Source organism: Streptomyces sp. PA03-1a (genome assembly GCF_033792805.1).
Classification (GTDB): domain Bacteria; phylum Actinomycetota; class Actinomycetes; order Streptomycetales; family Streptomycetaceae; genus Actinacidiphila.
In genome coordinates, this window is record NZ_JARAVO010000163.1 from 1 (window position 1) to 21,814 (window position 21,814).

At 70.4% G+C, this 21,814-nt stretch carries 21 protein-coding genes and 2 pseudogenes; 17 read left to right on the forward strand and 6 right to left on the reverse strand.

Annotated features, from left to right (window positions below; translation table 11 throughout):
* From PV341_RS30345 to PV341_RS30360, 4 genes and pseudogenes are all read left to right on the forward strand, one after another.
* Positions 1 to 459 (forward strand): annotated as a pseudogene (locus PV341_RS30345) (hypothetical protein); the annotation flags it as partial.
* Between the two features lie 218 nt (positions 460 to 677).
* Positions 678 to 866, forward strand: a complete 189-nt coding sequence (locus PV341_RS30350; protein ID WP_500330848.1) for a hypothetical protein — start codon at positions 678 to 680, stop codon at positions 864 to 866.
* Positions 866 to 1,447: an RNA polymerase sigma factor gene (locus PV341_RS30355; protein WP_500359509.1), complete on the forward strand. Its 582-nt coding sequence runs from the start codon at positions 866 to 868 to the stop codon at positions 1,445 to 1,447. The genes PV341_RS30350 and PV341_RS30355 overlap by 1 nt, the downstream gene beginning before the upstream one ends.
* The gene (locus tag PV341_RS30360) at positions 1,447 to 2,274 is read left to right on the forward strand and encodes a hypothetical protein (RefSeq protein ID WP_500359510.1); all 828 of its coding nucleotides are present in this window, start codon (positions 1,447 to 1,449) and stop codon (positions 2,272 to 2,274) included. Before PV341_RS30355 ends, PV341_RS30360 begins: the two co-directional genes overlap by 1 nt.
* Before the next feature lie 273 nt (positions 2,275 to 2,547).
* Here the strand turns inward: PV341_RS30360 and PV341_RS30365 are convergent.
* A pseudogene (locus PV341_RS30365) lies at positions 2,548 to 2,926 on the reverse strand (transposase family protein); the annotation flags it as partial.
* 591 nt (positions 2,927 to 3,517) lie between these two features.
* Between PV341_RS30365 and PV341_RS30370 the strand changes: the two are divergent.
* Positions 3,518 to 3,709 carry a hypothetical protein gene (locus tag PV341_RS30370; RefSeq protein ID WP_500359512.1) on the forward strand — a complete coding sequence of 64 codons (192 nt, stop codon included), beginning with the start codon at positions 3,518 to 3,520 and terminating at the stop codon, positions 3,707 to 3,709.
* A gap of 26 nt (positions 3,710 to 3,735) precedes the next feature.
* On the forward strand, positions 3,736 to 5,133 hold the full coding sequence (locus PV341_RS30375) for a purple acid phosphatase family protein (RefSeq protein WP_500359513.1): 1,398 nt from the start codon (positions 3,736 to 3,738) through the stop codon (positions 5,131 to 5,133).
* 143 nt (positions 5,134 to 5,276) lie between these two features.
* Here PV341_RS30375 and PV341_RS30380 read toward each other — a convergent pair whose 3' ends face one another.
* Entirely contained in the window at positions 5,277 to 6,380 is a 1,104-nt protein-coding gene (locus PV341_RS30380) for a Gfo/Idh/MocA family protein (RefSeq protein WP_500330855.1), read from the reverse strand.
* A 282-nt stretch (positions 6,381 to 6,662) separates the two neighbouring features.
* Entirely contained in the window at positions 6,663 to 7,862 is a 1,200-nt protein-coding gene (locus PV341_RS30385; protein WP_500359514.1) for a cysteine desulfurase-like protein, read from the reverse strand.
* 429 nt (positions 7,863 to 8,291) lie between these two features.
* Between PV341_RS30385 and PV341_RS30390 the strand changes: the two genes are divergently transcribed.
* On the forward strand, positions 8,292 to 8,423 hold the full coding sequence (locus tag PV341_RS30390) for a hypothetical protein (RefSeq protein WP_500330858.1): 132 nt from the start codon (positions 8,292 to 8,294) through the stop codon (positions 8,421 to 8,423).
* 196 nt (positions 8,424 to 8,619) lie between these two features.
* A complete protein-coding gene (locus PV341_RS30395) occupies positions 8,620 to 8,988 on the forward strand; it encodes a profilin (protein WP_500330860.1) in 369 nt (122 codons plus the stop codon).
* Positions 8,989 to 9,619: 631 nt separating this feature from the next.
* On the opposite strand, the gene PV341_RS30400 is transcribed toward PV341_RS30395, so the two are convergent.
* Entirely contained in the window at positions 9,620 to 11,509 is a 1,890-nt protein-coding gene (locus PV341_RS30400; RefSeq protein WP_500330861.1) for an SMI1/KNR4 family protein, read from the reverse strand.
* A 113-nt stretch (positions 11,510 to 11,622) separates the two neighbouring features.
* On the opposite strand from PV341_RS30400, the gene PV341_RS30405 reads away from it, so the two are divergent.
* The 7 genes from PV341_RS30405 to PV341_RS30435 all read left to right on the forward strand — a co-directional run bounded on the left by PV341_RS30405 (position 11,623) and on the right by PV341_RS30435 (position 17,373).
* Positions 11,623 to 12,129 (forward strand): GNAT family N-acetyltransferase, encoded by a 507-nt coding sequence (locus PV341_RS30405; protein WP_500330917.1) that lies wholly within the window; start codon positions 11,623 to 11,625, stop codon positions 12,127 to 12,129.
* A gap of 83 nt (positions 12,130 to 12,212) precedes the next feature.
* On the forward strand, positions 12,213 to 12,491 hold the full coding sequence (locus PV341_RS30410; protein ID WP_500330863.1) for a hypothetical protein: 279 nt from the start codon (positions 12,213 to 12,215) through the stop codon (positions 12,489 to 12,491).
* A gap of 265 nt (positions 12,492 to 12,756) precedes the next feature.
* Positions 12,757 to 13,836: a hypothetical protein gene (locus PV341_RS30415; RefSeq protein WP_500330865.1), complete on the forward strand. Its 1,080-nt coding sequence runs from the start codon at positions 12,757 to 12,759 to the stop codon at positions 13,834 to 13,836.
* A 516-nt stretch (positions 13,837 to 14,352) separates the two neighbouring features.
* A complete protein-coding gene (locus tag PV341_RS30420; protein WP_500359515.1) occupies positions 14,353 to 15,555 on the forward strand; it encodes a hypothetical protein in 1,203 nt (400 codons plus the stop codon).
* A 495-nt stretch (positions 15,556 to 16,050) separates the two neighbouring features.
* Positions 16,051 to 16,473 (forward strand): MmyB family transcriptional regulator, encoded by a 423-nt coding sequence (locus tag PV341_RS30425; RefSeq protein ID WP_500359516.1) that lies wholly within the window; start codon positions 16,051 to 16,053, stop codon positions 16,471 to 16,473.
* Entirely contained in the window at positions 16,470 to 16,652 is a 183-nt protein-coding gene (locus PV341_RS30430) for a hypothetical protein (RefSeq protein ID WP_500330870.1), read from the forward strand. The genes PV341_RS30425 and PV341_RS30430 overlap by 4 nt, the downstream gene beginning before the upstream one ends.
* Before the next feature lie 277 nt (positions 16,653 to 16,929).
* On the forward strand, positions 16,930 to 17,373 hold the full coding sequence (locus PV341_RS30435; protein ID WP_500330872.1) for a VOC family protein: 444 nt from the start codon (positions 16,930 to 16,932) through the stop codon (positions 17,371 to 17,373).
* 146 nt (positions 17,374 to 17,519) lie between these two features.
* Here PV341_RS30435 and PV341_RS30440 read toward each other — a convergent pair whose 3' ends face one another.
* Positions 17,520 to 17,717, reverse strand: coding sequence for a hypothetical protein (locus PV341_RS30440; protein WP_500330873.1), 198 nt, complete (start codon positions 17,715 to 17,717; stop codon positions 17,520 to 17,522).
* Positions 17,718 to 18,776: 1,059 nt separating this feature from the next.
* Here PV341_RS30440 and PV341_RS30445 point away from each other — a divergent pair.
* Positions 18,777 to 19,820, forward strand: a complete 1,044-nt coding sequence (locus PV341_RS30445) for a HEAT repeat domain-containing protein (protein ID WP_500359517.1) — start codon at positions 18,777 to 18,779, stop codon at positions 19,818 to 19,820.
* 445 nt (positions 19,821 to 20,265) lie between these two features.
* On the opposite strand, the gene PV341_RS30450 is transcribed toward PV341_RS30445, so the two are convergent.
* Positions 20,266 to 21,063 carry an MBL fold metallo-hydrolase gene (locus PV341_RS30450; RefSeq protein WP_500330876.1) on the reverse strand — a complete coding sequence of 266 codons (798 nt, stop codon included), beginning with the start codon at positions 21,061 to 21,063 and terminating at the stop codon, positions 20,266 to 20,268.
* An 87-nt stretch (positions 21,064 to 21,150) separates the two neighbouring features.
* Here PV341_RS30450 and PV341_RS30455 point away from each other — a divergent pair, with 87 nt between their 5' ends.
* Positions 21,151 to 21,768 (forward strand): ABATE domain-containing protein, encoded by a 618-nt coding sequence (locus PV341_RS30455; protein ID WP_500330878.1) that lies wholly within the window; start codon positions 21,151 to 21,153, stop codon positions 21,766 to 21,768.
* Positions 21,769 to 21,814: the final 46 nt, after the last annotated feature.

Sequence of the window (21,814 nt, forward strand, 5' to 3'; positions counted from 1 at the left end):
CTCCCCCACCCTCGTCCCTCGCCACACCACCGCACACCCACCCAGCTGACCCACCTTCTGCCTGGCATCGCCGAGGCCGTCTTCGGCCGCTCCTTGTCCGGACACTCCACACTGCGCGCCACCGGCGCCACCCTGCCCGGCCCGGCGCCGACCGTCCTCGGCGCACGCGACGCCGCCCGCTTCACCGACCAGGGCGAACAGGCCCTGTACGCATCCAAGGTCATCTCCTACACCGCCAGGGAAGTCGGCGACGCCCAACTCCCCTGGCGCCTGGTCGTGGCCCACGCCGCCGACGGCGGCGCCCCCGCACCCGCACACCCGCACCCGCACCCGCACCCGCACCCGCACCCGCACGACACCCTGCGCATACCCCGGCTCCCCGCAGCGTTCATCCAGGCCCAGCGCGACTACTTCGGCGCCCACACCTACCGCCGCGCCGAAGAACCCGCGCTCAAGTAACACGGAAGGGCGTTGAGGTCGCAGGGGAGGCACTACGGAGCGCGAAGCGCGCAAGGGGGGCGCGCGCGTGACAGCGTGCGCACGCTCGGTGAAATTGGTGGCGTTCGGCGTGCACACTTGCGGGTCTCGTTCGCTTGGCTAGGAGCAAGGCAAAAGCGCTCGGTGCCGGGCGGGGGCTGCATCGGCCGACGAAAGGACTCCAGCCAGTGGATCTCGATATGGCTGCTCACGTGGTGACCGGAGCGGTGGCGCTCCGGGTCTTCGCGGGAGACATCCGCGCCCTGGGAACGCGCATGCTCAGCGCCGGCGTGCGGGTCGGCGCCGCCCAACTGGCCGCGCAGCACCGGCGCGGCGAGGCGGCTGCCCCGAACGAAGGCACCGACGTTCAGCCGCTGGAGCGCGACTGATGAGCCGCCAGCAACCGGATCCGTGGGCCGATCAGGCCGTGCGCGACGATCTGACCGCGGTGCTGCCGGACACCTTCACCGCTTTCTACTGCCTGCACCACAAGGCCTACCTGCGGTACGCCCACCTGCAGCTGGACAGCCGGCCCGCAGCCGAGCAGGTCGTTGAGGACGTGTTCGTTCAGCTGGCCACGATGTGGCCGCACGTGCTGAAGCAGCCGAACGTGGACAGCTATGCCTGGGCGGCGCTGAAGGAAGAGGTCGCCCGGCGCCTGGAGATACAAGGCCGTGCCCCCGCCTTGGTGGAGACCGCCGCGTTCGAGCAGATCCGGCGCAGGAGCCGTAGGACCTTCGCCGTGCTGGAGTCCAGCCTCGGGCTGTACACGGCGATCGCCCGGTTGCCGGAGCGCCAGTACGACGTGATCGTGCTGCGGTTCGTGCTCGGTTACCCGATGCGGCAGGTGGCCGAGCTGATGGGCATCACGTACGGAACGGTCCGCAGCCACGTGCGCGGTGCCCGCCGACGGCTGGCCCGGGATCTGGGGATCGACTGGGCCTCTGAAGAGATGAACGAGGAGGATTGATGAACCGGGGGAACAAGCGCACCGATCGCACCGATCGCATCGACCAGGTGCTGGCCGGCGCGGAGGTCCTGGCCGATGAGTACGCCGACTTCGATGAGCGAGCGGCTCTGGACCGCATCGCGCGGCGGGTGGTGTGGCACAGGGCCGAGTCGATGGAAAGCCGCGCCCGGTGGATCCGCACCGCATCCGGCGCATACACCCGCCAGGCCGACGCACGGGACGGCCTGCCGGCCGCTCTGCACGAGCAGGCCGCCACCGAACTGGGCCTGCTGTCCTCCCAGGTGGTCCGGGACCCGCAGGCGATCGCGGCCATGGCATTGCTCGTCGACGACCGGGCCACCATCGAACCCACCGGCGCCCTCGCGTTCGCGTGCCTGCTGTACCTGGCCGACCGGCACGAGGCGGCGCAGTTCTGGTGGCAGTTCGCCGCCGGCGCCGACTCCCCCACCGCGGCCCACTGCCTGTTCCTGCACCATCTGCAGCACAGCGAACTACGCGACGCGCAGCACTGGCGCAAGCAAGCTCTTCTGCTGCGGAACCTGGGTCAGGACCCTCTGGCGCACGCCGCGTGGTCGCAGGCGACGACCGATCGGGCACTGACGCATTGGCTGTGGGGACCGTCGCCGTCCCGGACGGCGATGGTGCCCCAGGTGGTCACCGTCGATGTCGTTCACCGTGCGTGCCGGCCCGCCTCGTCCCTGCCGCTGTCGCACTCGATCACCAAGGCCGTCCAGCGCCTTGAGGCGCAGCCCGATGAGGACTTCGGCACCATCCCCAAGCCCGACCCCGAGCTCGCGGCCGAGCTCGTGGACCGTGCGGCTTCATGACGAGCGCCTCCGTCTTCAGAGCAGTGGCAGCGGGCCGCTCGCCTCCGGAGCCCGCCTGTGGTGAGCGGCGGGTCGGGCTCGAGGATGCCCCCGGACATCTTGCGCCGCGGGTGGTGAAGGAAGCGGCCGAAGACGGGTGTCGGTGCTCTGGCAGGCCGGGGCCCGGCATGGTCCTGAAGCATGGACCAGGCTTTGTCAGCTGCGGTCCCTGTCGGGGGAACGCTGCTCGGAGTGGCATTGACGTATCGGTTCCAGCGGCAGTCGGCTCGGGACGCCGAGGACTTCCCACACCTTGCAGTCGTTGCGGTCGCCGGCAAGCGGCTGGCCGACGACCACGACCATGCGGGTGTCGGCGTCGATCACAACCCGGTGGTTCATGGAGTACCGGCAGTTCTTCGACCGCTCGGCCACGGTGTGATCGCGAGTGGGCACGAGGGTGCCGTCCACGATGAGCACGGCCTCCCCTTGGCGAACCGCTCGCGCGAGTGGAGCGCGAGCATCGGCCCGAGGAGGTCGATGATGCGGTCCGCTGCCGACGTGGACACCCCGAACAGCGGGCCGAGCTGAGCATGGTCAGGTTCGTTCGCCAGTAGGTGGCGACCAGCAGTGCCCTGTCCTCGAGCGGACGGCTCCACGGCCGGGCCCTGCGGACGCCTCAACGATCAGACACCAATCCGCTGCGGTCGTGAGGTGGATGGCGGCACCCAGGTCATCGACCAGCCACACCTCCAGCGGACCCGTGGGGGCATCACGGCCGTACAGGTGCCACGAGCCGACGACCTCCGCGAGCCGACGACCCACCAAGCTCTGCGCGCTCACCCCAGCACCATGAAGCGGGCACTCATTCGACACACAGGCTCCATCGGCCGACGGTACCGCCGACCGGACCAGCTTATCTCCACCATCGCCCGCTTCTGATTGCCCTGTATTCACCTCGCCCGAGTTTCCACACATTCTTGGCGTGCCCCCAGCCTCCGTGATGCCGGTGGCCCCGCCAACCGCCATCCAGGCGCAGGCTCCAAACGGCACAGGAGCGCGCCCGCACACCCCAACCGCCGGGAACAACCGTCCGTTGCGGTGACCGCCATCTGCCGTTCATACCTGTCCCACCGCTCCGGTCGACCGTGCTTCCTAGCGTCCGAGAGTGCGCGCACCGCTGACCTGCCGCAGCCCGCTGTCAGGTTCGGAGCGCTGCTGTCCGGTCGGTGTGCGACTGCACCCGACGACGCGAAAGGCCCCCGGAATGTCGAAAGAACCCAAGCAAACCAGAATCTCCCGCCGCAACGCGCTCGGCTTGTTCGGCGCGACGGTGTCCGGTGCAGCCGCCGGTCCACTGGTCCTCGGCGCCGGAACCGCCGAGGCGGTCCCGGCGAAGTCGGAGGTCACCGGTCTCACCACCGGCTCGGCCACCACCCCGTCCAGGGCCTGCACCTGACCTTCGGCGCCGACCCACGCAGCCAGATGGTCGTCTCGTGGGTCACCGACGCGGCCGTCAAGAACCCCCGGGTCGTTTACGGCACGCTGAGTGGCGGCTTCGGCTCCACAGTGCACGCGAGGACGAAGACCTACGTGGACGGCACCTCCGGGCGGACCGTCTGGGTCCATCACGCGCTGCTCAGCAAGCTCAAGGCCGACACCGACTACCTGTACGCGGCCCAGCACGACGGCGCCACCCCCGACGCCGGCACCTTCCACACGGCGCCGTCCGGCCGAGCTCCGTTCACCTTCACCAGCTTCGGCGACCAGGGTGCGCCCAGTGTGACGTGGAAGACCGGAGCGAACCCGGCCGACGCCTCGGGCCGGGACTTCGAGCCCAACGCCACGCCCGCCGCTGCCGACATCGTCACCGGCGTCGAGAAGGTCGGCCCGCTGTTCCACCTCCTCAACGGTGACCTCTGCTACGCCAACACCGGGCCCGACCGCATTCGCGTCTGGCGCGACTTCCTCACCAACAACAGCCGCTCGGCGCGATTCCGTCCGTGGATGCCGTGCGCGGGCAACCATGAGATCGAGCTGGCCAACGGCAAGCTCGGTCTCGACGCGTACCAGACCTACTTCGAGCTGCCCTCGACCGAGACCCAGCCCGAGCTCGACAACCTCTGGTACTCCTTCACGGTCGGCGGCGTGAAGGTGATCGCCCTGCAGAACGACGACATCGCCCTGCAGGAGGGCGGTGACATCTACATCAAGGGCTACTCCGGCGGTCGGCAGCTCGCCTGGCTGGAGAAGGAGCTCAAGTCGGCACGGGCTTCGAAGGACATCGACTGGATCGTGGTCTGCATGCACCAGGTGATGATCAGCTCGGCGACCGCCGCGAACGGCCCCGATGTCGCGCTGCGCGCGGCGTACGGCCCGCTGTTCGACAAGTACGGCGTCGACCTGGTGGTCTGTGGCCACGAGCACGACTACGAGCGCTCGTTGGCGGTGCGTGGCGTCGTCCCCGGCAGCGTCACCCTGACGCCCAACCCGAGTCAGACCGCACTCGACGTGATCGACAGTGCGCACGGCACGACGCACATGGTACTCGGCGGTGGCGGCGTGGCCGGCATCACCAACAACAGCTTCACCACGGACGACGCCGACGGTCATGGCCATCACTCGGCATACGTCCAGATGGAGCACGTCGGCAAGTACAACTCGGTCAAGGAGAAGGAGACGGCGGTCTGGATCGGCGTCCGCGACGCGGAGCATCCGTACGGCTTCGCCGAGTTCGCCGTCGACCCGGGCCGTCACCCCGGTGACATGACCCGCATCCACGTCACCTACTACAACATCATCACGCCCACAGGTGAGCTGTCGGTCTTCGAGAAGTTCACGCTCCAACGCCGCCGTAGTGACGGCGGCCACGGCCAGCACTGACCCACCGCGACCAGCAGCAGCAGTCGGCAACGCCTGGGGCCGGGACGTCGTCCCGGCCCCAGGCGTTGCCGACCGGGAGCCCTTGGCGTGTGGGCGCTGGAGCGCCGCGGGCGGGCACGAAGAAGGCCGCGCGGCCGGCGGGATCAGCGGGCCGCCCACGCCTCCGCCGCGGTCGTCACCGGCGCCCCCGTCAGCGCCGACTCCTCGATGGCCAACGCCAGCAGATGGTCCTGGCAGCCCTCGGCCAGGGGATACGGTTCCGGGCCGGCGTCCCGGACCCATGCGCCCGTACGGCACAGCAGGTCCACCACGGCGAGGTCGTCCTCGGACAGGCTCGCGCCCAGATAGCCGTTGCGCCACACAACCCGCCCGTCGAACGAGATGTGGTGCACCTCCGCCCCTTCGAGGTTGAGGTCGGTGCCGGTGCGACGACGTACCAGCGGGGACTCCACCGGCGTGCGCGGATCGGCCATCCGCACCACCGTGTCGTCCACGATCTCGCCGAGCGAGCCGCGCACCACGATCCGGCGGGCACGCAGCGGATTCCACCACTGGTTGTCCGTGAAGTCGTACAGGCCCGTGCGGGCCCCGCCGAAGTCCAGGAGAGCGAGAGTGGTGACGGCGTCCTTGGGCGTGAGGTCGTCCGACCAGCCGCCGGGGGACAGCGGATCGGCGAGCGGGGCGGTGAAGGCCCGGGCCGTCGCCGTCACAGGCCCGCAACCGACACCCAGGGTGTGCCGGATCAACGACATCGCGTGATACATGTGGGTCGAGGACACCTGGACGGACGTGACCTCGCCGATCACCCCTTCCCGTACGAGGGCGATACGAGCGGCGTGGCCGGGCATCAGTGTGTACTGCTCCGCGACCTGGACGAGTCCTCCGCCCCCAGCACGCGTCGCGCCTCCCACGGCATCCCACAACTCCCGAAGCCCGCGCACATCGGGCGCCGGCGGTGTCTCCGCGAGGACCGGGACCTCGTGCTCGACGAGTTCCCGTACGACCTGGGGCGAAACCTCCCACGGCACCGACGGGATCACGAACTCCGGTTCACTGCCGCACAGTTCATCAACCGTCCGGAAGGCGGGCACCCCCCACTCCGCCTCCACCTGGGCGGCTCGATCGGCCGAGCGCGTCACCACGCCGGCCACCGCCAGCCGCTCGGGCAGCGCCCTCGCCAGCCGGGCGAAGAACTCGGCCCGCCAGCCACTGCCCACGATGCCGAACCGTATGGGTGCTGCGCTCACGTGTCCGCTCCTTCCCGCGTCCGGGGCGCGAGTCTAGCCCGGCGACCTGTACCACGCGCCGCCGTCAGGGCGCACCTGTCCGAGGCGTACAGAAGGGGGCCGCCGCGTTCGCTCCGTCCGGGCCGTCGATGACCGAGCGGGTCATGTCGGACGCAGCCACCTGCTCGGCCTCCCGTGCAGACCTGTTGCCGTGCACCGCGGCCTGGTCGCCGGCCCGCGCGAACGCCGCGACGACGGCCCGGCCAGTGCCCCGGGACGCGCCCGTGACCAGCGCTCCGCGGTTCACTCGGCCACCTCCGCGACACCGTCGATCAGCCGCTGCACGTCCTCGCCGTCGACGTACGGGGCGAGCCCGGCACGCACCGCACCGGTGTCACCGAGCCCCAGCAGCCTCGATGCCTCCAGCGCGTAGAAGTTGCCCGCGGGGGCGTTCACACCGCGCCGCGCCAGCCGCTCGTAGACCTCCCGGCCGGGCACTCCCTCCACGGAGAAGAACACCGTCGGCGTACGGCGTGCCGGCACGCCGTACAGCCGCACCCTGTCGATGCCCGACAGCCCCTCCAGCAGCCGCCCCAGCTGGTTCTCCTCGTATGCCTCGACCGCTCGCATCGCCTCCAGTACCCGGCTGCGCCGGTCGCCCGCGGAGGACACAAGTGCGGCGATGTAGTCCACGGCCGCGGTGGTGCCGGCGAGCATCTCGTACGGCAGGGTGCCCAGCTCGAAGCGTTCCGGCACGTCGTCGGTGGAAGGCAGCAGCTTGTCCGGTCGCAATTCCTCCCACAGTCCCGGATCCGCAACCACGACACCATGGTGGGGGCCGAAGAACTTGTAGGGCGAACACGAGAAGAAGTCGGCACCCAGGGTGGCCAGGTCGACCGGCGCGTGCGGCGTCAGGTGCACCCCGTCCACGTACAGCAGGGCTCCGACCTCGTGGACGGCCGCGGCGATCGCCGCTATGTCGGGGCGTGTGCCCAGCACGTTCGACGCCCCGGTGACCGCCACCAGCCTGGTCCGGCCGGACAGCTGTTCCCGAATGGCGTCGACGCTCAACTCACCACTCCGGGGATCGAACGCGGCCCACCGCACCGCCGCACCGGCGGATTCCGCGGCCTGGATCCACGGCCGGATGTTGGCATCGTGGTCCAGACGGGTGACGACCACCTCGTCACCGGCTGTCCACTGCCGCGCCAGGGTACGGGAGACGTCGTACGCCGCCTGCGTCGCCGACCGGGTGAAGACGACACCGCGCGGCTCGCAGCCGAGAAGGTCCGCCATGGCCCGCCGCGCCTCCTTCACGACGTGCTCGGCACGGCGCTCGGCAGCTGTCACCGCGCCCCGGTTGGAGATGCCCGAGCACGTCGCCGCGGCCATCGCCTCGGCGACCTGGCGGGGCACCTGTGAGCCACCCGGCCCGTCGAAGTGGGCCACCTTTTCCCTCAGCGCGGGGAAGTCGTCACGGATGCGCAGGACATCGAGATGCATGCACCTATCCTGCCGGAGCGCGGATTCCGCGCGGGCCGGGTCACACAGGACGGATCCGCCTGCGGCCGGGTCTACGTCACCCCGCGCCCGCACACGCGGGAAACCCTCGGCCAAGCCGCCGGGCTCACCCCCTCCGGCGTCAGCCCCGCCTTCGGCGCGAAGGAAGTCCTCGCCGTCGGGGAGCTCACCGGTCGCCGTCCCGCAGCAGTCGAATCAGCGATCACAACCCCGACCTCTTCCCCGGTGACGACAGCCGGCAGCGCTGCACCTGGAGAGGCAGCAAGAAGAACCCCCGCACCGACGATCCCAAGTACGCCGCCACCGACACATCCGGCACCAGGTGGGCTGCTGCGACGGCCACCTACCTTGAGTTTTGCGCGGTCGCCGCCCGCATCTTCCAGGGTCACGTCGAGCTGGGGGCACGTCGGCATGCCAGCGGTCGCGCTCGATACGGCAACCGTCGTCGCGCTTTTGTTCACACGCCGCGCGGCAAGTCAGGCAAAAGCGGCGGTGATGGCGCTGCAGATGGCTGCCGCGGTGCTGAGGCCGGCGTTCCAGTGAATGTCCACGAGGCGCACAGTAGGGCCCTGCGCGGACATTGACGGCGGAATCGGTGGTTCCCCTGCGCGTGCGCCGGTCACTGACCCGGAGCAGCACCCCGCGCGGGGAACCGCCCCGGGTGGCACGCTGGCGGTATGCGCGTTGTCTTGGACCCAGGTCCGGCCGCCGCCGGCTCCCCGTCGGAAAGGAGCGGTTCATGAGCTGGGAACCGTCCTGCGAAGGCATCGTCCGAAGCACTCCGGGCGTAGATGCGGTGTTCCTCGCTGATCTCAACGGGAGCCTGTATGGAACCAGCGACGCGGCGCAATGGCGCCCCTCGCCCCAGGAGACCAAGGAGATCGTGCAGACGGTCCGCGATCCCGAAGCCTCGCCGCGCCTGGCGGTTCAGGGCGAGAACTACGCGCTGACTGCCCGGCAAAACGACACCGTCATCGGCAAGAAGGACGACAAGGCAATCGTCGCGGTCGCCACCAGCAAAATCGTCATCGTCGCCCGCGCCAACGAGAGCGCCGCTCCTCAGGCCCTGAGCAAGCTCCAGACCTATGCCGCCGAGAACGCCAGTTGACGATAAGCGGCAAGGAATAGCCCACCGCTCGTCCGACCGCCCCGGGTTGCATGCCGTCGATATGCGCGCGATCTGGACCTGCTACGTCAGCTTCGACCCGGTCGGCCTGCCCGTCCACCTCTGCTCGGCGACCGAGGAGCACGGCACGGGGTTCCATCAGGCTCATGCGCCTGACGGCTCCAGGATCAAGCACCGGAAGCAACGTTCCGCTCCCCGGCTCCTCGGCAGGTGGGTGACTCGGGAGGATGCTTCGACTTGAGCTCTCAGGTCCTTGTTCTCGATGGCCAGGAGCTGGACCCATGCGAGGGCGAGGCCCAGCTGGTCGGTGAGTTCCCGGTTCGCTCTGCGGAGCTTGGCGTTTCTCCGGACGAGGTCCGTGTCGCGCTTGGTGCCGGCTGGCGCGCTGGGTTCGGTTGTGGCGTTTCGCGCCGTCGTGATGGTCTCGACGATGTCGGGGGCGGGGCGGCGGAAGCTGGTGTTGGAGAGTCCGACGCGATTGGCGAGTGTCAGGACGCTGGGACGGAGACCGTTGCGGGTGGCCTCGGCGAGAAGCTCGTCCGCCGCCCTTTCGGACGCGTTCGGGACGGGGAAGGTCGGGGAGGGCGGTCATGTGGGGTTCCCGTCAACGAGTTCAGGGCCGGTGTCGCACGAACCCGAGGTAGGCGTACGCCTCCCCCTCGCGCGGCGCCCTGGTCCAGGACCGTGTGATGAAGGTGCGGAGCCTGCCTTGGGTCAGCGCGAAGCGCGGCAGCGAGAGCCCGAGTTCGGCATGGAGGGCTTCCAGCAAACGGCGTTCGCGGTCCGGCTCCGTGTCCTCGGGGCGGAACAACCGTGCGGGGTCCAGGGCTTCGGGTATCGCGCCGGAACGCTCGATCTCCGTACCCCGCACGGTGAACGCATAGAGCTCCTCGCCCTGTTCGGCCACCGAGAGGTGGAACGCGGTGGGGCGGGCACCGGGAGACGCGCGCTCCGGGTCGCGCCACACCACCACCGCTCGGCCGGACGACGAGGCCGCCACGGCGGGGGACGCGAGCCGTTCACTCAGAGAACGCCGGGAGTGGCCGTCGAAGGCGAAGGCCCACGCTTCGGCGGTGCGGCCCGCGGCGACGACGGCCCGGTCCTCCCAGGGTTGCACGCCCTCGCGCTCGTGCGGCTTGGGCCCCCGCCAGGGCAACATGCGCAGCTCCACGGGCCCGCTCAGTTCGGCACCCTCCTCGCCAATCAGCGCGGGGAGCCGGTCCGGGTCGACCCCCTCGACCCAGACACAGCGGTAGCCGTCCACCCGCTGCCCGTACACGGCAGGCTCCGTCAGCCAGCCGAGGCCCGGCGGGTCGAGATCGGGCACCGGCTCGGGAGCAGGTCCCGTCTCCCCGGCCCGCGGTGTCGCGAGGATTTCCCGCCCACGGTCCGGGGTGATCAGCGGGCCCAGGAACGGATCGGCGAGCAGGCCGATCGGAGCGATCAGCAGGGACTCGGGCGCCTCCCAAACCGGCAGCGCGTCCCGCAGCACCCGCCATGCGGCGTCGGTCGCCCCCCAGCGGGCCAATTCCCGGGCTTCGGCGACGGCCCGGCCCCAGGCACCGGGAGGCGCGTAGCGATAGGTGCCGTCCCGCATCGCGCTCAGTAGCGTCTCGGCGGCCTTCCGGTCTGCCCCACGGGCGGTCATCATCTTGAGCCAGTGGTCGTCCCCGCCCTGGCGCCATCGGTCGCCCGCCGGTGCCATGGCCTCCACGGACAGGATCTCGGACAGGTAGCGCGGGTCGGCCACGAGGTGGCCGTAGTCCCGGTGGCTGTGCGGAGCGAGCAGGTGGCGGAGCTGGCCCAGCAGGGCGGCGCTACGTGGTCGGCCGAATGACCGCGCCTCCTCGAGCAGCGGCAGGGCCTCCTCGTACCGCCCGCGCAGGGCCAGCAGGCGGCCCTGCTCCACTTGGGCGTCCTGGGCTCGCGTGGTCGCGTTGACGAAGTCGGGTCTCTCCGTCCGGTCGGCGTGGAAGGCGCGGTACTTGGCCTCCATGTACGCGCGGAACGACGCGTAGCGGCGGGGGTATTCACCGCTCCAGCCCTTGAACACGTAGAGCGCCCACTCGCCGTCCTGGTCGCTGTCGCCCGGGTCGAGCAGGGCGTTCGACATGTCGGAGTCCGTCTCCAGCCGCAGCGCGCGTCGCCACATCCCGGCCAGCAGGACGTCCTCCTCGCGCGGGTCGTCGCCCAGACCCTGCTCGTACAGCGGGGTCATGCCGTGCGGATCCCCGAACCAGTCGATGTCCGCGACACCGCCGAGTTGGTAGACCCCGGCCGTCTCGTCCACGTGCCACCCGTTGCTCACGGCCAGGAACTCCCGGTACGAGGGCGGCAGCCGCCGCCCCAGCCGCTCCTCGGCCGCGGCGATCGCCGTCTCGTCCGCCCCGGGCCTGCCCAGGGGCACGGCCTGTCCGCCGTCCTCGTCCCGGTCAGCGCGCGGAACCCACTCCTCCTGCCATCGTCCGAGGAACCCGTGCCAGTTGAAAGCCTCGCCACTCATGACCGGATGGTGTCATCCGGCACCGACAACGGCGGCCCGGTGGAGGACAGTCGGCAACCGGCAGGACAACGCAGGGCGCACGGTCGCGGTCGCATAGAGTGCTTGCCGTGACCGTGCTGCATGGCACCCTCGTCGTCCTCCAGCCCACCGCCCCCGAGGACATCCCCGCTCTGGCCGCGATCCGGGGCACTCCCGAGGTGCGCGCACGCTGGAACGGCGGGGATGATCTCGAAGCGGACATCGCGGCCGACCTTGACGACCCTGACACGGCCTGTTTGACGGTCCTTCACCAGCGGCGGACCGTGGGCATGATCCAGTGGTATTCCGAGGAGGATCCGGACTACCGGCACGCGGGAATCGACCTCTTCCTCGATCCTGCGGCGCACGGCAGGGGTCTGGGCACCGACGCCGTACGCACGCTGGCCCGCCATCTCATCGACGACCTCGGCTACCACCGTCTGGTCATCGACCCGGCGGCAGACAACACCGCGGCGATCCGCTGCTACGCGAATGCCGGTTTCCGGCCGGTCGGCATCATGCGGCAGTACGAGCGTGGCCCCGACGGGACCTGGCACGACGGCCTACTGATGGACCTGCTGGCCACCGAGCTGGTGCGCTGAAGGCACTCACGCATCACGGCTGGGCCGGCGGTGGGGACGTATCAGGGGAGACCGGCGGACGTTGCCGCACTGCCCACGCCAGGATGGGCGCAATCGTGGAGATCTGCTCCCTTGCCGAGTCCGGCCGCGCCTGCTGGGAGGTACCGGTCCGCGGCAAAGACTCCTGCTTCGAGGTCGAACGCGACGACGACGCCTGCGAACGGACGGGGCGGCGTCTGCTCGACGACGAGCGGATACGCGGTATCGCGGCCCGGCTGGACCGCACGATGGTCGGCATCGCGCACCACCTGTTCCACGCCGGCGGCAGGTACGCCGGGAAGTGCCATCTGACGGACCTGTTCGTGGACGAAGACCGGCGGTAGTGTGCGACGACGGCATGATCGAGTGGGTGGCGCGGGACGCCGAGAAGCACAACGCCCCAGGCCTCTACCGGAACATGCTGGAAGACGCCCTGGTTCCCGCGCTGTACGCAAGGGGGGCACATTCCACGCGGGGTTGATCCTCCACACCTACCGGCGTGGCGCGAACCAGATCTCCACCCGGCGCTGAGGGCGAGGGGGAACAGCGGGCACGGGCGTTCGGATCGCTCCACCGCCCGTTGTCAGTCCTCGGGCATAAGGTGTGCCGGTGATCTTCAAGAGGAAGCAGAAGTCCGCCGGCCTCGGCGCCGTCGTGTCGGAGCTGGAAGAGGCCGTCGACGCTCGTGACGGTGCCCGCACCGAGCGGGCCTTCACCGCCGCGATAAACAGCCTGCAGCAGTCGACCGACCCCGAACGCGCGCCAGTGGGGCCCCGGTTGGCCGCACTGATTCCCGCCTTCCCGCCCACCGGTCCGCGCCCGCTGCTGGCGATGGCGGCCGGGTTCTGCGTCGAGAGCGGGGCCGATCCGGCGGCCTGCGCGGAGCCGATCCTCGGCGGCGTCCGGCAGGACCTGCTCGACGCACTGGAGTTCGCCCGCCGGTGGACGGGCTCCGGTGGCGCCGAGGACGAACTGCCGGAGCCCGACCAGAAGATCATCGACGATGCCCTGCTGGCCCGCCTGGGCGACGACGCGCACGAGGCCACGCGGTTGGCGCTGGCCTGGTGCTCGGTCGAGGAGTGGCAACCGCCCGCGCTGGCCGTGCTGTGCCGCAGCGCAGAGGTGCGCAGCCGGCACGCGTCCGCGCTCCTCCCCGTCTGCAACGACCTGGCAGCCCTGGAGCGGCACGACCTCAAGTGCCTGGCCTACGCACTGGCCGTCCTGGACGACGAGGACCTGGTCGTGCTGCACCGGCCCACCGGAACCGGCTTCGAGGTGCGCATCGGCGGCATCGCGGACAACTTCCAGTTGCACACGCTGCTCGCCCACGTCCTCGTCAGCGGCGGCCACGTGCCCGGCACCGCGCCTTCGGCCGAGAGCGTCCGCCTGGCCACGGACCCCAAGCCCGCCCGGGGACGCAGCGAAGCGGTCGCAACCGGGGCCTTCGAACTCCTCGCCCCGAACGGCGACCGGATCTGGAACGAGGGGCTGCCCGACGACATCCCCGTGGTGGAGGGGCGCCGCCTGCTCGTACTGGACGAGCCGATGTACCAGCGCAGTTGGAACGCCGACCGGTTCTTCCCGCTGCTCCCGGGCACGGCCGAACTCACCCGCGTCCTCCCCGCCGAGGAGACGCGGAGCTGGTTCGCCCGCACCTCATCCGGCACCGGGACCGGCCCGGCGTCCTGACCCGGTGGCGGGCGCGCTCGTGACCGCGGCTTCCGCGGTGCAAGCTGGGTCCCCCTGGTGATCACACGCCAACACCTACGGGCAGTTCGGAGCGCCGACCGTACTGCAACGGTCAGTCTGCGATCACTCCGGCATCCATTGGGAGTGAATCACCATAAATGCCGACAAGTCGCGCACGCATCGTGCCGAGCACGCCATAACGGGTCACCGTGGTCCTCCCCCAGCCCCCGAGGCACGTGGCCGAAGCCACGGTCACCGAATGGGCATGCGAATGATGATCAAGGTGCGCTACAACTACTCGCGGGCTCGGCCGCGCAATCGCATCGCCGGGCTGATTTCGGCACAGAAGGGGTGGGACAGCATATGGATGGATTGGCGAGACGGACGAATGGCGGGCGCCGCCCAAGAAGGCTACGTGCCGTCGTGGCGGCGCTGGGTCTCACCGTAGGGCTTGTGGTGACCGCCGCCCCGGCCGCTCACGCGTCCGACCAGTTGCAGGTGCGGTACGCCGGCAGCGTGAACGACGACCTTGGCACCCTGCAGGTCGTTGCGGAATCCGGCAGTGACATCACCGCGGTCTCGGCGCACATCGTCTCGTACACCACCGGGCACGAGGTCGCCCGGGTCAAACCCAAGGACTTCACGCTCTCCTCCGGCGACCGCAAGAGCGGCGTGTGGCGCACCAAGAAGCCGCTGCAGCTGGACCAGTTCGGTGCCTACCGCGTCGACGTAGAACTGACGGACGCCGACGGCGACCACGTCTCGCAGACGTCGGCCGGCGAACTCGCCTACTACGTCGTGGCCAAGTTCGGCGCACTGACCGTCGACCGTACTGCCATCGACAGGGACCACCGCGACGTCGAGGTCAGCGGCACCCTGTACGAGCGCCGGCCCACCAGGGAACTGCTCCCGCTCGCGGGACGCCAGGTAGACCTCGATGTCGACTACTGGACCCAGTCCTCCGTGACCACGGATGCTGCTGGACGCTTCGCCGGCTCGGTCCACCTCGACAACGGTGCCCCTGTTCAGGCCGTGTTCCGGGCGACCGGGGGTGAGCCCTTCATCCTGTCCGGGGAGTCGGAGCTGGTGCAGATCGGCGTCGACCAGATTCCCACGCGGTTCGTCGCCCAGGTCAGCGCCACGGACATCGACGACGGAGAGGCGGTCACGCTGACCGCCAAGGTCGAACAGCACACGGCGGAGGGCTGGGTGCCCCTGGCTGGGGAGTCCGGTGGCATCCTCTTCGGGCCGAAGGAGGGCAGGACCGATACCGTAGGGGGCTTCACGACCAAAGACGACGGAACCTTCTCGGTCACCTACACGCCATGGGACGGCGGATACTTCCAGCTCGCGCTGGACACCACGGAAGACCCCTTCCTTCAGCCGTCCACCGGCCTGAGCGACCTGGTACACGTTCACCACGGCGCGGTGTTCACCGACTTTTCGTCGCTGCGGACCGACGAGCGGACCGTGCACGCGGAGGGCCACATGGACTTCACCGACGGCTTCACCCCGGGCACGGTCCTGGTCACCGTGCAGCGCTCGTCCGACGGCCTGGACTGGTCGGACCTGACCACCGTCGAGGCACGGTGGGACGGCACCGGGTACTACTTCTCCGCGGACCTCGAGGGCAGCGGAGAAGCCCGCTACCGGGCCGCCTACGAAGGCGGTGACGGCTTCCAGGACGCTGTCACCGACAGTGTGCTCGTCGGCGGATGAGCAGGTGGCCCCATACGGTGAACCGTCCGTACGGGGCCAGCCGACAGCGCGTACGGCTGCGGCGGGGTCCGTCCTGCGGCCGCCCCGGGCAGCGCTGTCCGGGGCGGCGCTCGTCAACCGTTCTCGCTCAACTAGCGCTACGACCACACGAGTTCACCCGGGTCCAGGCTGCGACGTCGTGAGGAGGCCTCCGCCCCAGCAGAGGCCCCACTTTCTGGTTCCCCGGTTCGAACTGGTCATTCGTTGGATCAGCTGGACCCAGGGGTTCTGGGTATGGCTGTCAGCGGACCGTCGCGAGACGACTGGAACCGATCCGATGCCCCACGAACGCGACCACCTCTAACGGCTCGCCGGGCTGAACGTGCCGGACCGCCGGCGCGGCGACCGGCACGTCTCCCCGGCCCTGCCGGCCGTCCTCGACCGGCTCTCCGACGTACCCGCCCAGGTGATGACCGACCTCGGTGACACGCTGGCCCAGAACACCTCGCCCGCGCCGTGTTCGGTGACCTCACCGGCCGCAGCGGCCCCGAGGCGAGCATCATCTACCGCTGGTTCACCGACCCCGGTACGCGCTGCGGGTATCCGGTCGAGGACCACGCCAACGAGTCGCGAGCCCTGGTCGCCGACCTGCTGGCCGCCGTCGGCCGCCGCGACGACGACCCCGCCCGCACCCTGGTCGACCGGCTGCGCAGCGGCAGCCCCGGGTTCGCCGCGTTGTGGGATCTCCACGACGTCGCCGTGATGCGGTACCGCCGCAAACGGATCCTGCACCCCAAGGTCGGCCTGCTCGATCTGGACTGCCAGTCCCTGATCGACGAGGACCGCACCCAGGTCCTCGCCCTGTTCTCGCCGGTCGCCGGTACCTCGACCGCCGAGCGGCTCACCCTGCTCGGCCTCACCAGCAGGCCCCACCCGTGAACCCGCACCCCCAAGGCCACGACATCAACCCCACCACCGGGCATCTCGGCCTGTCCGCCGACCAGGTGCTCACCACCACCCGCGCCGTACGGCTGCATCTCGACTTCGACCGGCCGGTCTCCTGGGACCTGCACACCGAATGCACCGAGATCGCCCAGCGGGCCCCACGACCACGGTGACAGCAACCGCCTTCGATCGGCCGGCAGACGCATTCGACCGCCCCTGCTGGCCGGCCCACGAACATCCCGGGGAGAAGGCCGCCCCCCGGGGTGTCACACAACCACGGCCGCTCTGGTCGGTTACTGCGGAGCGGTCGGCAGCCCGGGGCAGAGCCCGCCCGCGTCGTGCACTGCACAAGTCTGCCGCACGCGGTTGAGGCGACGGCCTCTTGGCCACCCTGCTCCGTCGTGGTCTTCACCCCGGGACCACCCCACTTCGACGAAGGGTGACCCAACGATGACGGTACCTCCCGGTGACCTGCCCGTGCCCGAGCACGGTCTGCTCCTCACGCACTTCCTGACCGTGCGGGACGTCACGGTCTCGCGCCGCTTCTACGCCGACGTCTTCGGTGGCCAGGTCGTGATGGAGGAGAACCCGGCGATCGTCAAGATCGCCAACAGCTGGCTCATCATGAACCCAGGGGGCGGACCCACGCCCGACAAGCCGGACGTGACTCTGGAAGCGCCCCACACCGGCGACCGTGTATCCGGTTTCCTGAACGTGCGCGTCGCCGACCTCGCCGCCTTCCACGCGCACGCCGTCTCCCAGGGCGCCCAATTCCTGACCGAACCGGTGGACCGAGGCTCGGAGCTGCGCTGCTACCTGCGCGACCCCGACGGGTACCTCATCGAGGTGGGCCAGTCCACCGGCCTGCTCCGGGGAATCCTGGCCCAGTCATAGCGCAGCGGCACACCAAGGGGGGCCACCACCACCGGACGTGGCACATTGCCCACCTCGACGGGCCCGTATGCGGCACGCCGCCGGCCACCCCGGACGAGCCCGAACTCGAGCCGGTGGCGGCACCCACTCCGGACCTCACATGGGTGTCACCGGTCGTACTGGTCGGTGTACTGCGGCCCGTCCGTCTCGGCCTTGCATCCCTCAGCGCCCGCGGGCACGCCGTGGGAGAGCACGAGGGCGTAGGACTGAGGGACGAAGTCGCAGCCCTTGCCGGACCACTGGGACGCCAGGAAGGTCCAGCCGACGGCAGCGGCGGCGAGTGTGTACTTGGTCGTGGCGTTCATACGAGATCGCGCCTCGGTTACGTAGGGTAATCGTGACCTGACTAGAGGTTATATGCAAGTATGAACGGATTGCACTCATATGCGCACCTCGACCTCAGGGGCAGGTGCACCCCAGGACAGCCACCGCACGGGAGCCAGGAAAGCCATCGTCGCAGGTCAACCCCACGGCGGCACCCGTTGGGGACGCCACCGGGGATGCAGGCGCGCGGGACTCCGCAGCCTTCGAACCCGCGCACGATGAAGGGCCGCGCCAGCCGGCACCGGGCGGTAAACGGCCGCGGGCCCGCCCGGTGGGAGCGGCGCCGCTTGTCACCGGGGTAGCAGCAGGCGGCCAGGACATGCCGGGCGTGGGTCTCGTCCGTCATCACGACGCGGTCAAGGTCAAGGCCCTCGTGGTGATCCGGCGGGGTCGGCGTGCAGGCGGGCGGTTGGCACGTCATGGCCGCCGGCACACCGCGGCACGGGGGATCGCCTCACCGGAATGCATGACGCCAGATACCGCCCGGCCACGGCGGCACCGGGTCACCGGGCCGCCTGCTGAGCCGCCTGGTACGCATCCCACAACGGCTGCACAACCGTGCACTGACGCGCGGCCCCGTCCCGGCACGTCGGGCACGAGGTCGCGTGGTCCAACCACGCCCGGTACGCCGCCTGCACCGCCTGGTTCACCTGCGCCACACGGGCCCGAACCACAGCACCGGGCCCCGAGCCGGTCTCCAACCAGCGCTCAGCGAACCCGGACTCCCCCATGACCAAAAACTCCTCAAACCCGCCGGATCCCGCATCCGGCCCGCCCCAACAGCAGACCCCCAATGTATCCGCACGCCGCACAACACACCCCGAACTGCCACATCATCAAGACAACTCCCCCGACTCGTACACACAACTGCCCCGCCGCGCGGCAACCGGTACGGAAACACGGCCCCCCCTGCACTCCTGAGCAAGGCCGGTTGCCGGTACCCAGGACAGGACGGCACCGGTTCTCCGAGGAACCGGCCAGGCACAAACCCAGCGCGGTGCTGTGCGGGCGCGGTGACTCGAGCGTACGCTGACCCCGCCATGCGGGCGCTGGACCGGCGGGAACAGGTCCCCGGTCCACGCCTCACCTCAGGGCAGGAGGCCCAGGTGACACCAGCCGAACTGTTCCGGTACGCCGACGGCACACTGGATGGTGATCCTTGGCCGCTCGTAAGGGAACTGGCCGTGAGCGGTGACCGCTCGGCGGCAGCGTCCGTACGGGCCGCGCTGGAAACCTGCACGCGCGAGCGCAACTGGTACGGCCGGGACCTGATGGCACATGCCTTGGCCGGCCTCTCCGGGGCCGCAGCGTTCCCGCTGCTCCTGCGGGTCTTCGCCGACGCGCTGCGCGGCGAGGACGACGATGACGGTGAACGACTGGGCATGGCGTTGAGCGCCGTCATGCGAGCCGATCGGGACGAGTGCCGGGCCGTCATCCTCCCGGTGCTCGCCGATGATGACCCCGACTTGCGCAGAGCCGCGCTGTGGGCGCTCCGCGACGTGTTCGAGGCGCCCGACACGGGGGTACTGCGCGAGGCGCTGGCCGACCCCGATCCGACGATCCGGCGAACCGCCCTCAACTCACTGCCGAGCGTGAGCAACAACGCACAGGCATACGCGCTTGTGGTCACGGCCTTGCAGGATCCGGACTCCTGGGTGCGGCACGATGCCGTGCTCCTGCTGGCCTGGTCCGCCCCTCCGGCGGCAGTCGACCACCTGGTTCCGCTTACCTCCGATCCCGCCTGGTACGTCCGTTCGGTGCTGGGCGAGGCGGTAGGCCGCAGGGCCGCGAACTCCGATCGCGCCCCGGCCGCGGCTGCCGCCCTGCGTGAACTGCTCGCCAACTCCGAACCGTCCGTGCGGGCCGGGGCGGCCCGCGGCCTCGGCATGCTGGGCGTGTCGCTCGATGCCCTGCGGTCCAGGACGGACGACCCAGACTGGTGGGTACGCGCCGCAGTCGCGGGTGCCCTCGCCGCCAGTGTGGGGCACTGGCCGCCCGCACGTCCGCTACTGGCCCAACTGACCGACGACACAAATCCAACCGTGCGGGAAACAGCGACAAAAGCACTCCGCCCCTTCGAATAGCACCCGCCGGAACTCGGGCGCGTGAGGGTGCCGTCCGCTGGGGTTTCGGGGCCGGCGGTCAGGGTCGTCTGCGCAATGACGCGGACGCTCAACCTTCGCGAAGACCCGGAACAGGCACGCGCGGGCGCCACGGCGGCAACGGGACAACGGGAAGAAGCCCTCGGCCGGCGCGTAGACGGACAACCCGTGGGCGCAGCGCGGCAGCGTCTGCCGGACGGCGAAACCGCGGCGCCGGAGTGAGCCGGAGCAGCCACCGCGCCCGCTCACCTGCTCGAGGACCCGGTCGGGCTTCGCCACGCGCTCCTTCCCCGGCGGGCACTTCTACCTCGAACAGCGCGCGGCACCCCTGGTCGCCGACCTGTTCGCCCGCCTCGACACGAACGCGCCGCAGCCGGACCAGGGCTGACGCGCCGAACGCGCGCGAGTCTCGGTTCCGGGCGGCGGTTCAGGCCGAGGAGCGCTGCGCCCAGTCCTGGTCCAGGCGGTCGGCCAGGCCCGCGGCGGTGAAGGCGGCCTCCAGGTCCTCGCGGCCCTCGGTGAAGTGGGCCCAGCTGTCGTGGTGGACCGGGACGACACGGCGGGCGTCGAGGATCCGGGTGGCCTCAGCAGCCTGCGCGCTGTCCAGGACGATCAGGTTGCCGTCGAAGAGCACGGGAAAACGAGGTGCACCGGCGAACAGGATGGCGGTGTCCACCGGGGCGAAGCGCCCGGCGATCTCCTTGACGGCGTCGAGGGATGCGTTGTCGCCGCTGACGTAGACCGTGGGAAGGCCCTCTCCGGTCAGGACGAAACCGACGACCTGGCCGGTGAAGGGCTCGACCTCCTCGCGCGGGCCGGGGCCGTGGATGGCGGGAACGCCGGTGACGGTGACAGTGCCGCCGCCCGGGCGCTCCAGCTCGACGGTCTCCCAGTCGGCCAGGCCCCTGGCCTTCTCCCCGAGGCGCTCGCCTCCGCCGGGGGTGGTCAGGGTGAGGGGGACGTCGGCGAGCAGGGCACGGCCGGAGGTGTCCAGGTTGTCGGGGTGCTCGTCGTGGGAGAGCAGGACCACGTCGATGGGGCCGAGATCGGCAGGGGTGCCGGTGGAGGGGGCGGTCTTGGTCAGGACCGGGCGGCCGGGCCGGCCGTAGTCGCCGGGGCCGTCGAACGTCGGGTCGGTCAAGAACCGCAGCCCGCCGTACTCGAACAAGGCGGTCGGGCCGCCGTACGTGCGGACCGGGAACTGATCGGCGTTGGGCTGGGACATCACGTCTTCCTCATTCCTCACGCAAAAGGTCTGTGTTTAACGTGACACCAGGCTAGGCAGGGCTCACGGAAAAATGCAACCGCTACCATGAGAAGCATGGACGACGCCCTGGCCACCGACACAGTGCAGAGCGCTCTGCCCCCAGCTCCGGGTGCCGACCGCCACCGCTCCCTGGACTTCGCCAACACCGCCGCCACCTTGCCTGCGGGCCAGAGCTACGACCTGCTCGCCACCCCCGGATCCGCCATGCACTGGCTCGTCGCCCACGACCTGACCACCCCGGACGTGCAGCTGTACGAGGTGTGCGCACAGCGGATGCGCGCGCTTCGCGCACACGTACGTGCCCTGTTCGCCGCCCGTGTCGACAGCACCGCCCCGCCCGAAGACTCCCTGCGCGCGGTAAACGAGGCACTCACGGCCGTACCCACCGCACCCCTCCTCGCCTGGGACGGGGCCCAGGGACTGCGCCGCATCCAGGCACACCCCACTGACCAGGCCGTCAACCACGCACTGGCGACCCTCGCCGCCGACGCCGCCGACCTGCTCACCGGTCCCGACGCCGGCATCCTCGCCACCTGCGGCTCCGCCCCCTGCGACCGGTTCCTCCTGCGCACCCACGGCCGGCGCCACTGGTGCTCCATCCGCTGCGGCGACCGCGCCCGCGCCGCCCGTGCCTACGCCCGGCGCAACGGCGCCTCGGGCTGACGCGCCGCCCAGGACCCCACCCCGGGCTCATGCCGGACCCTCATGC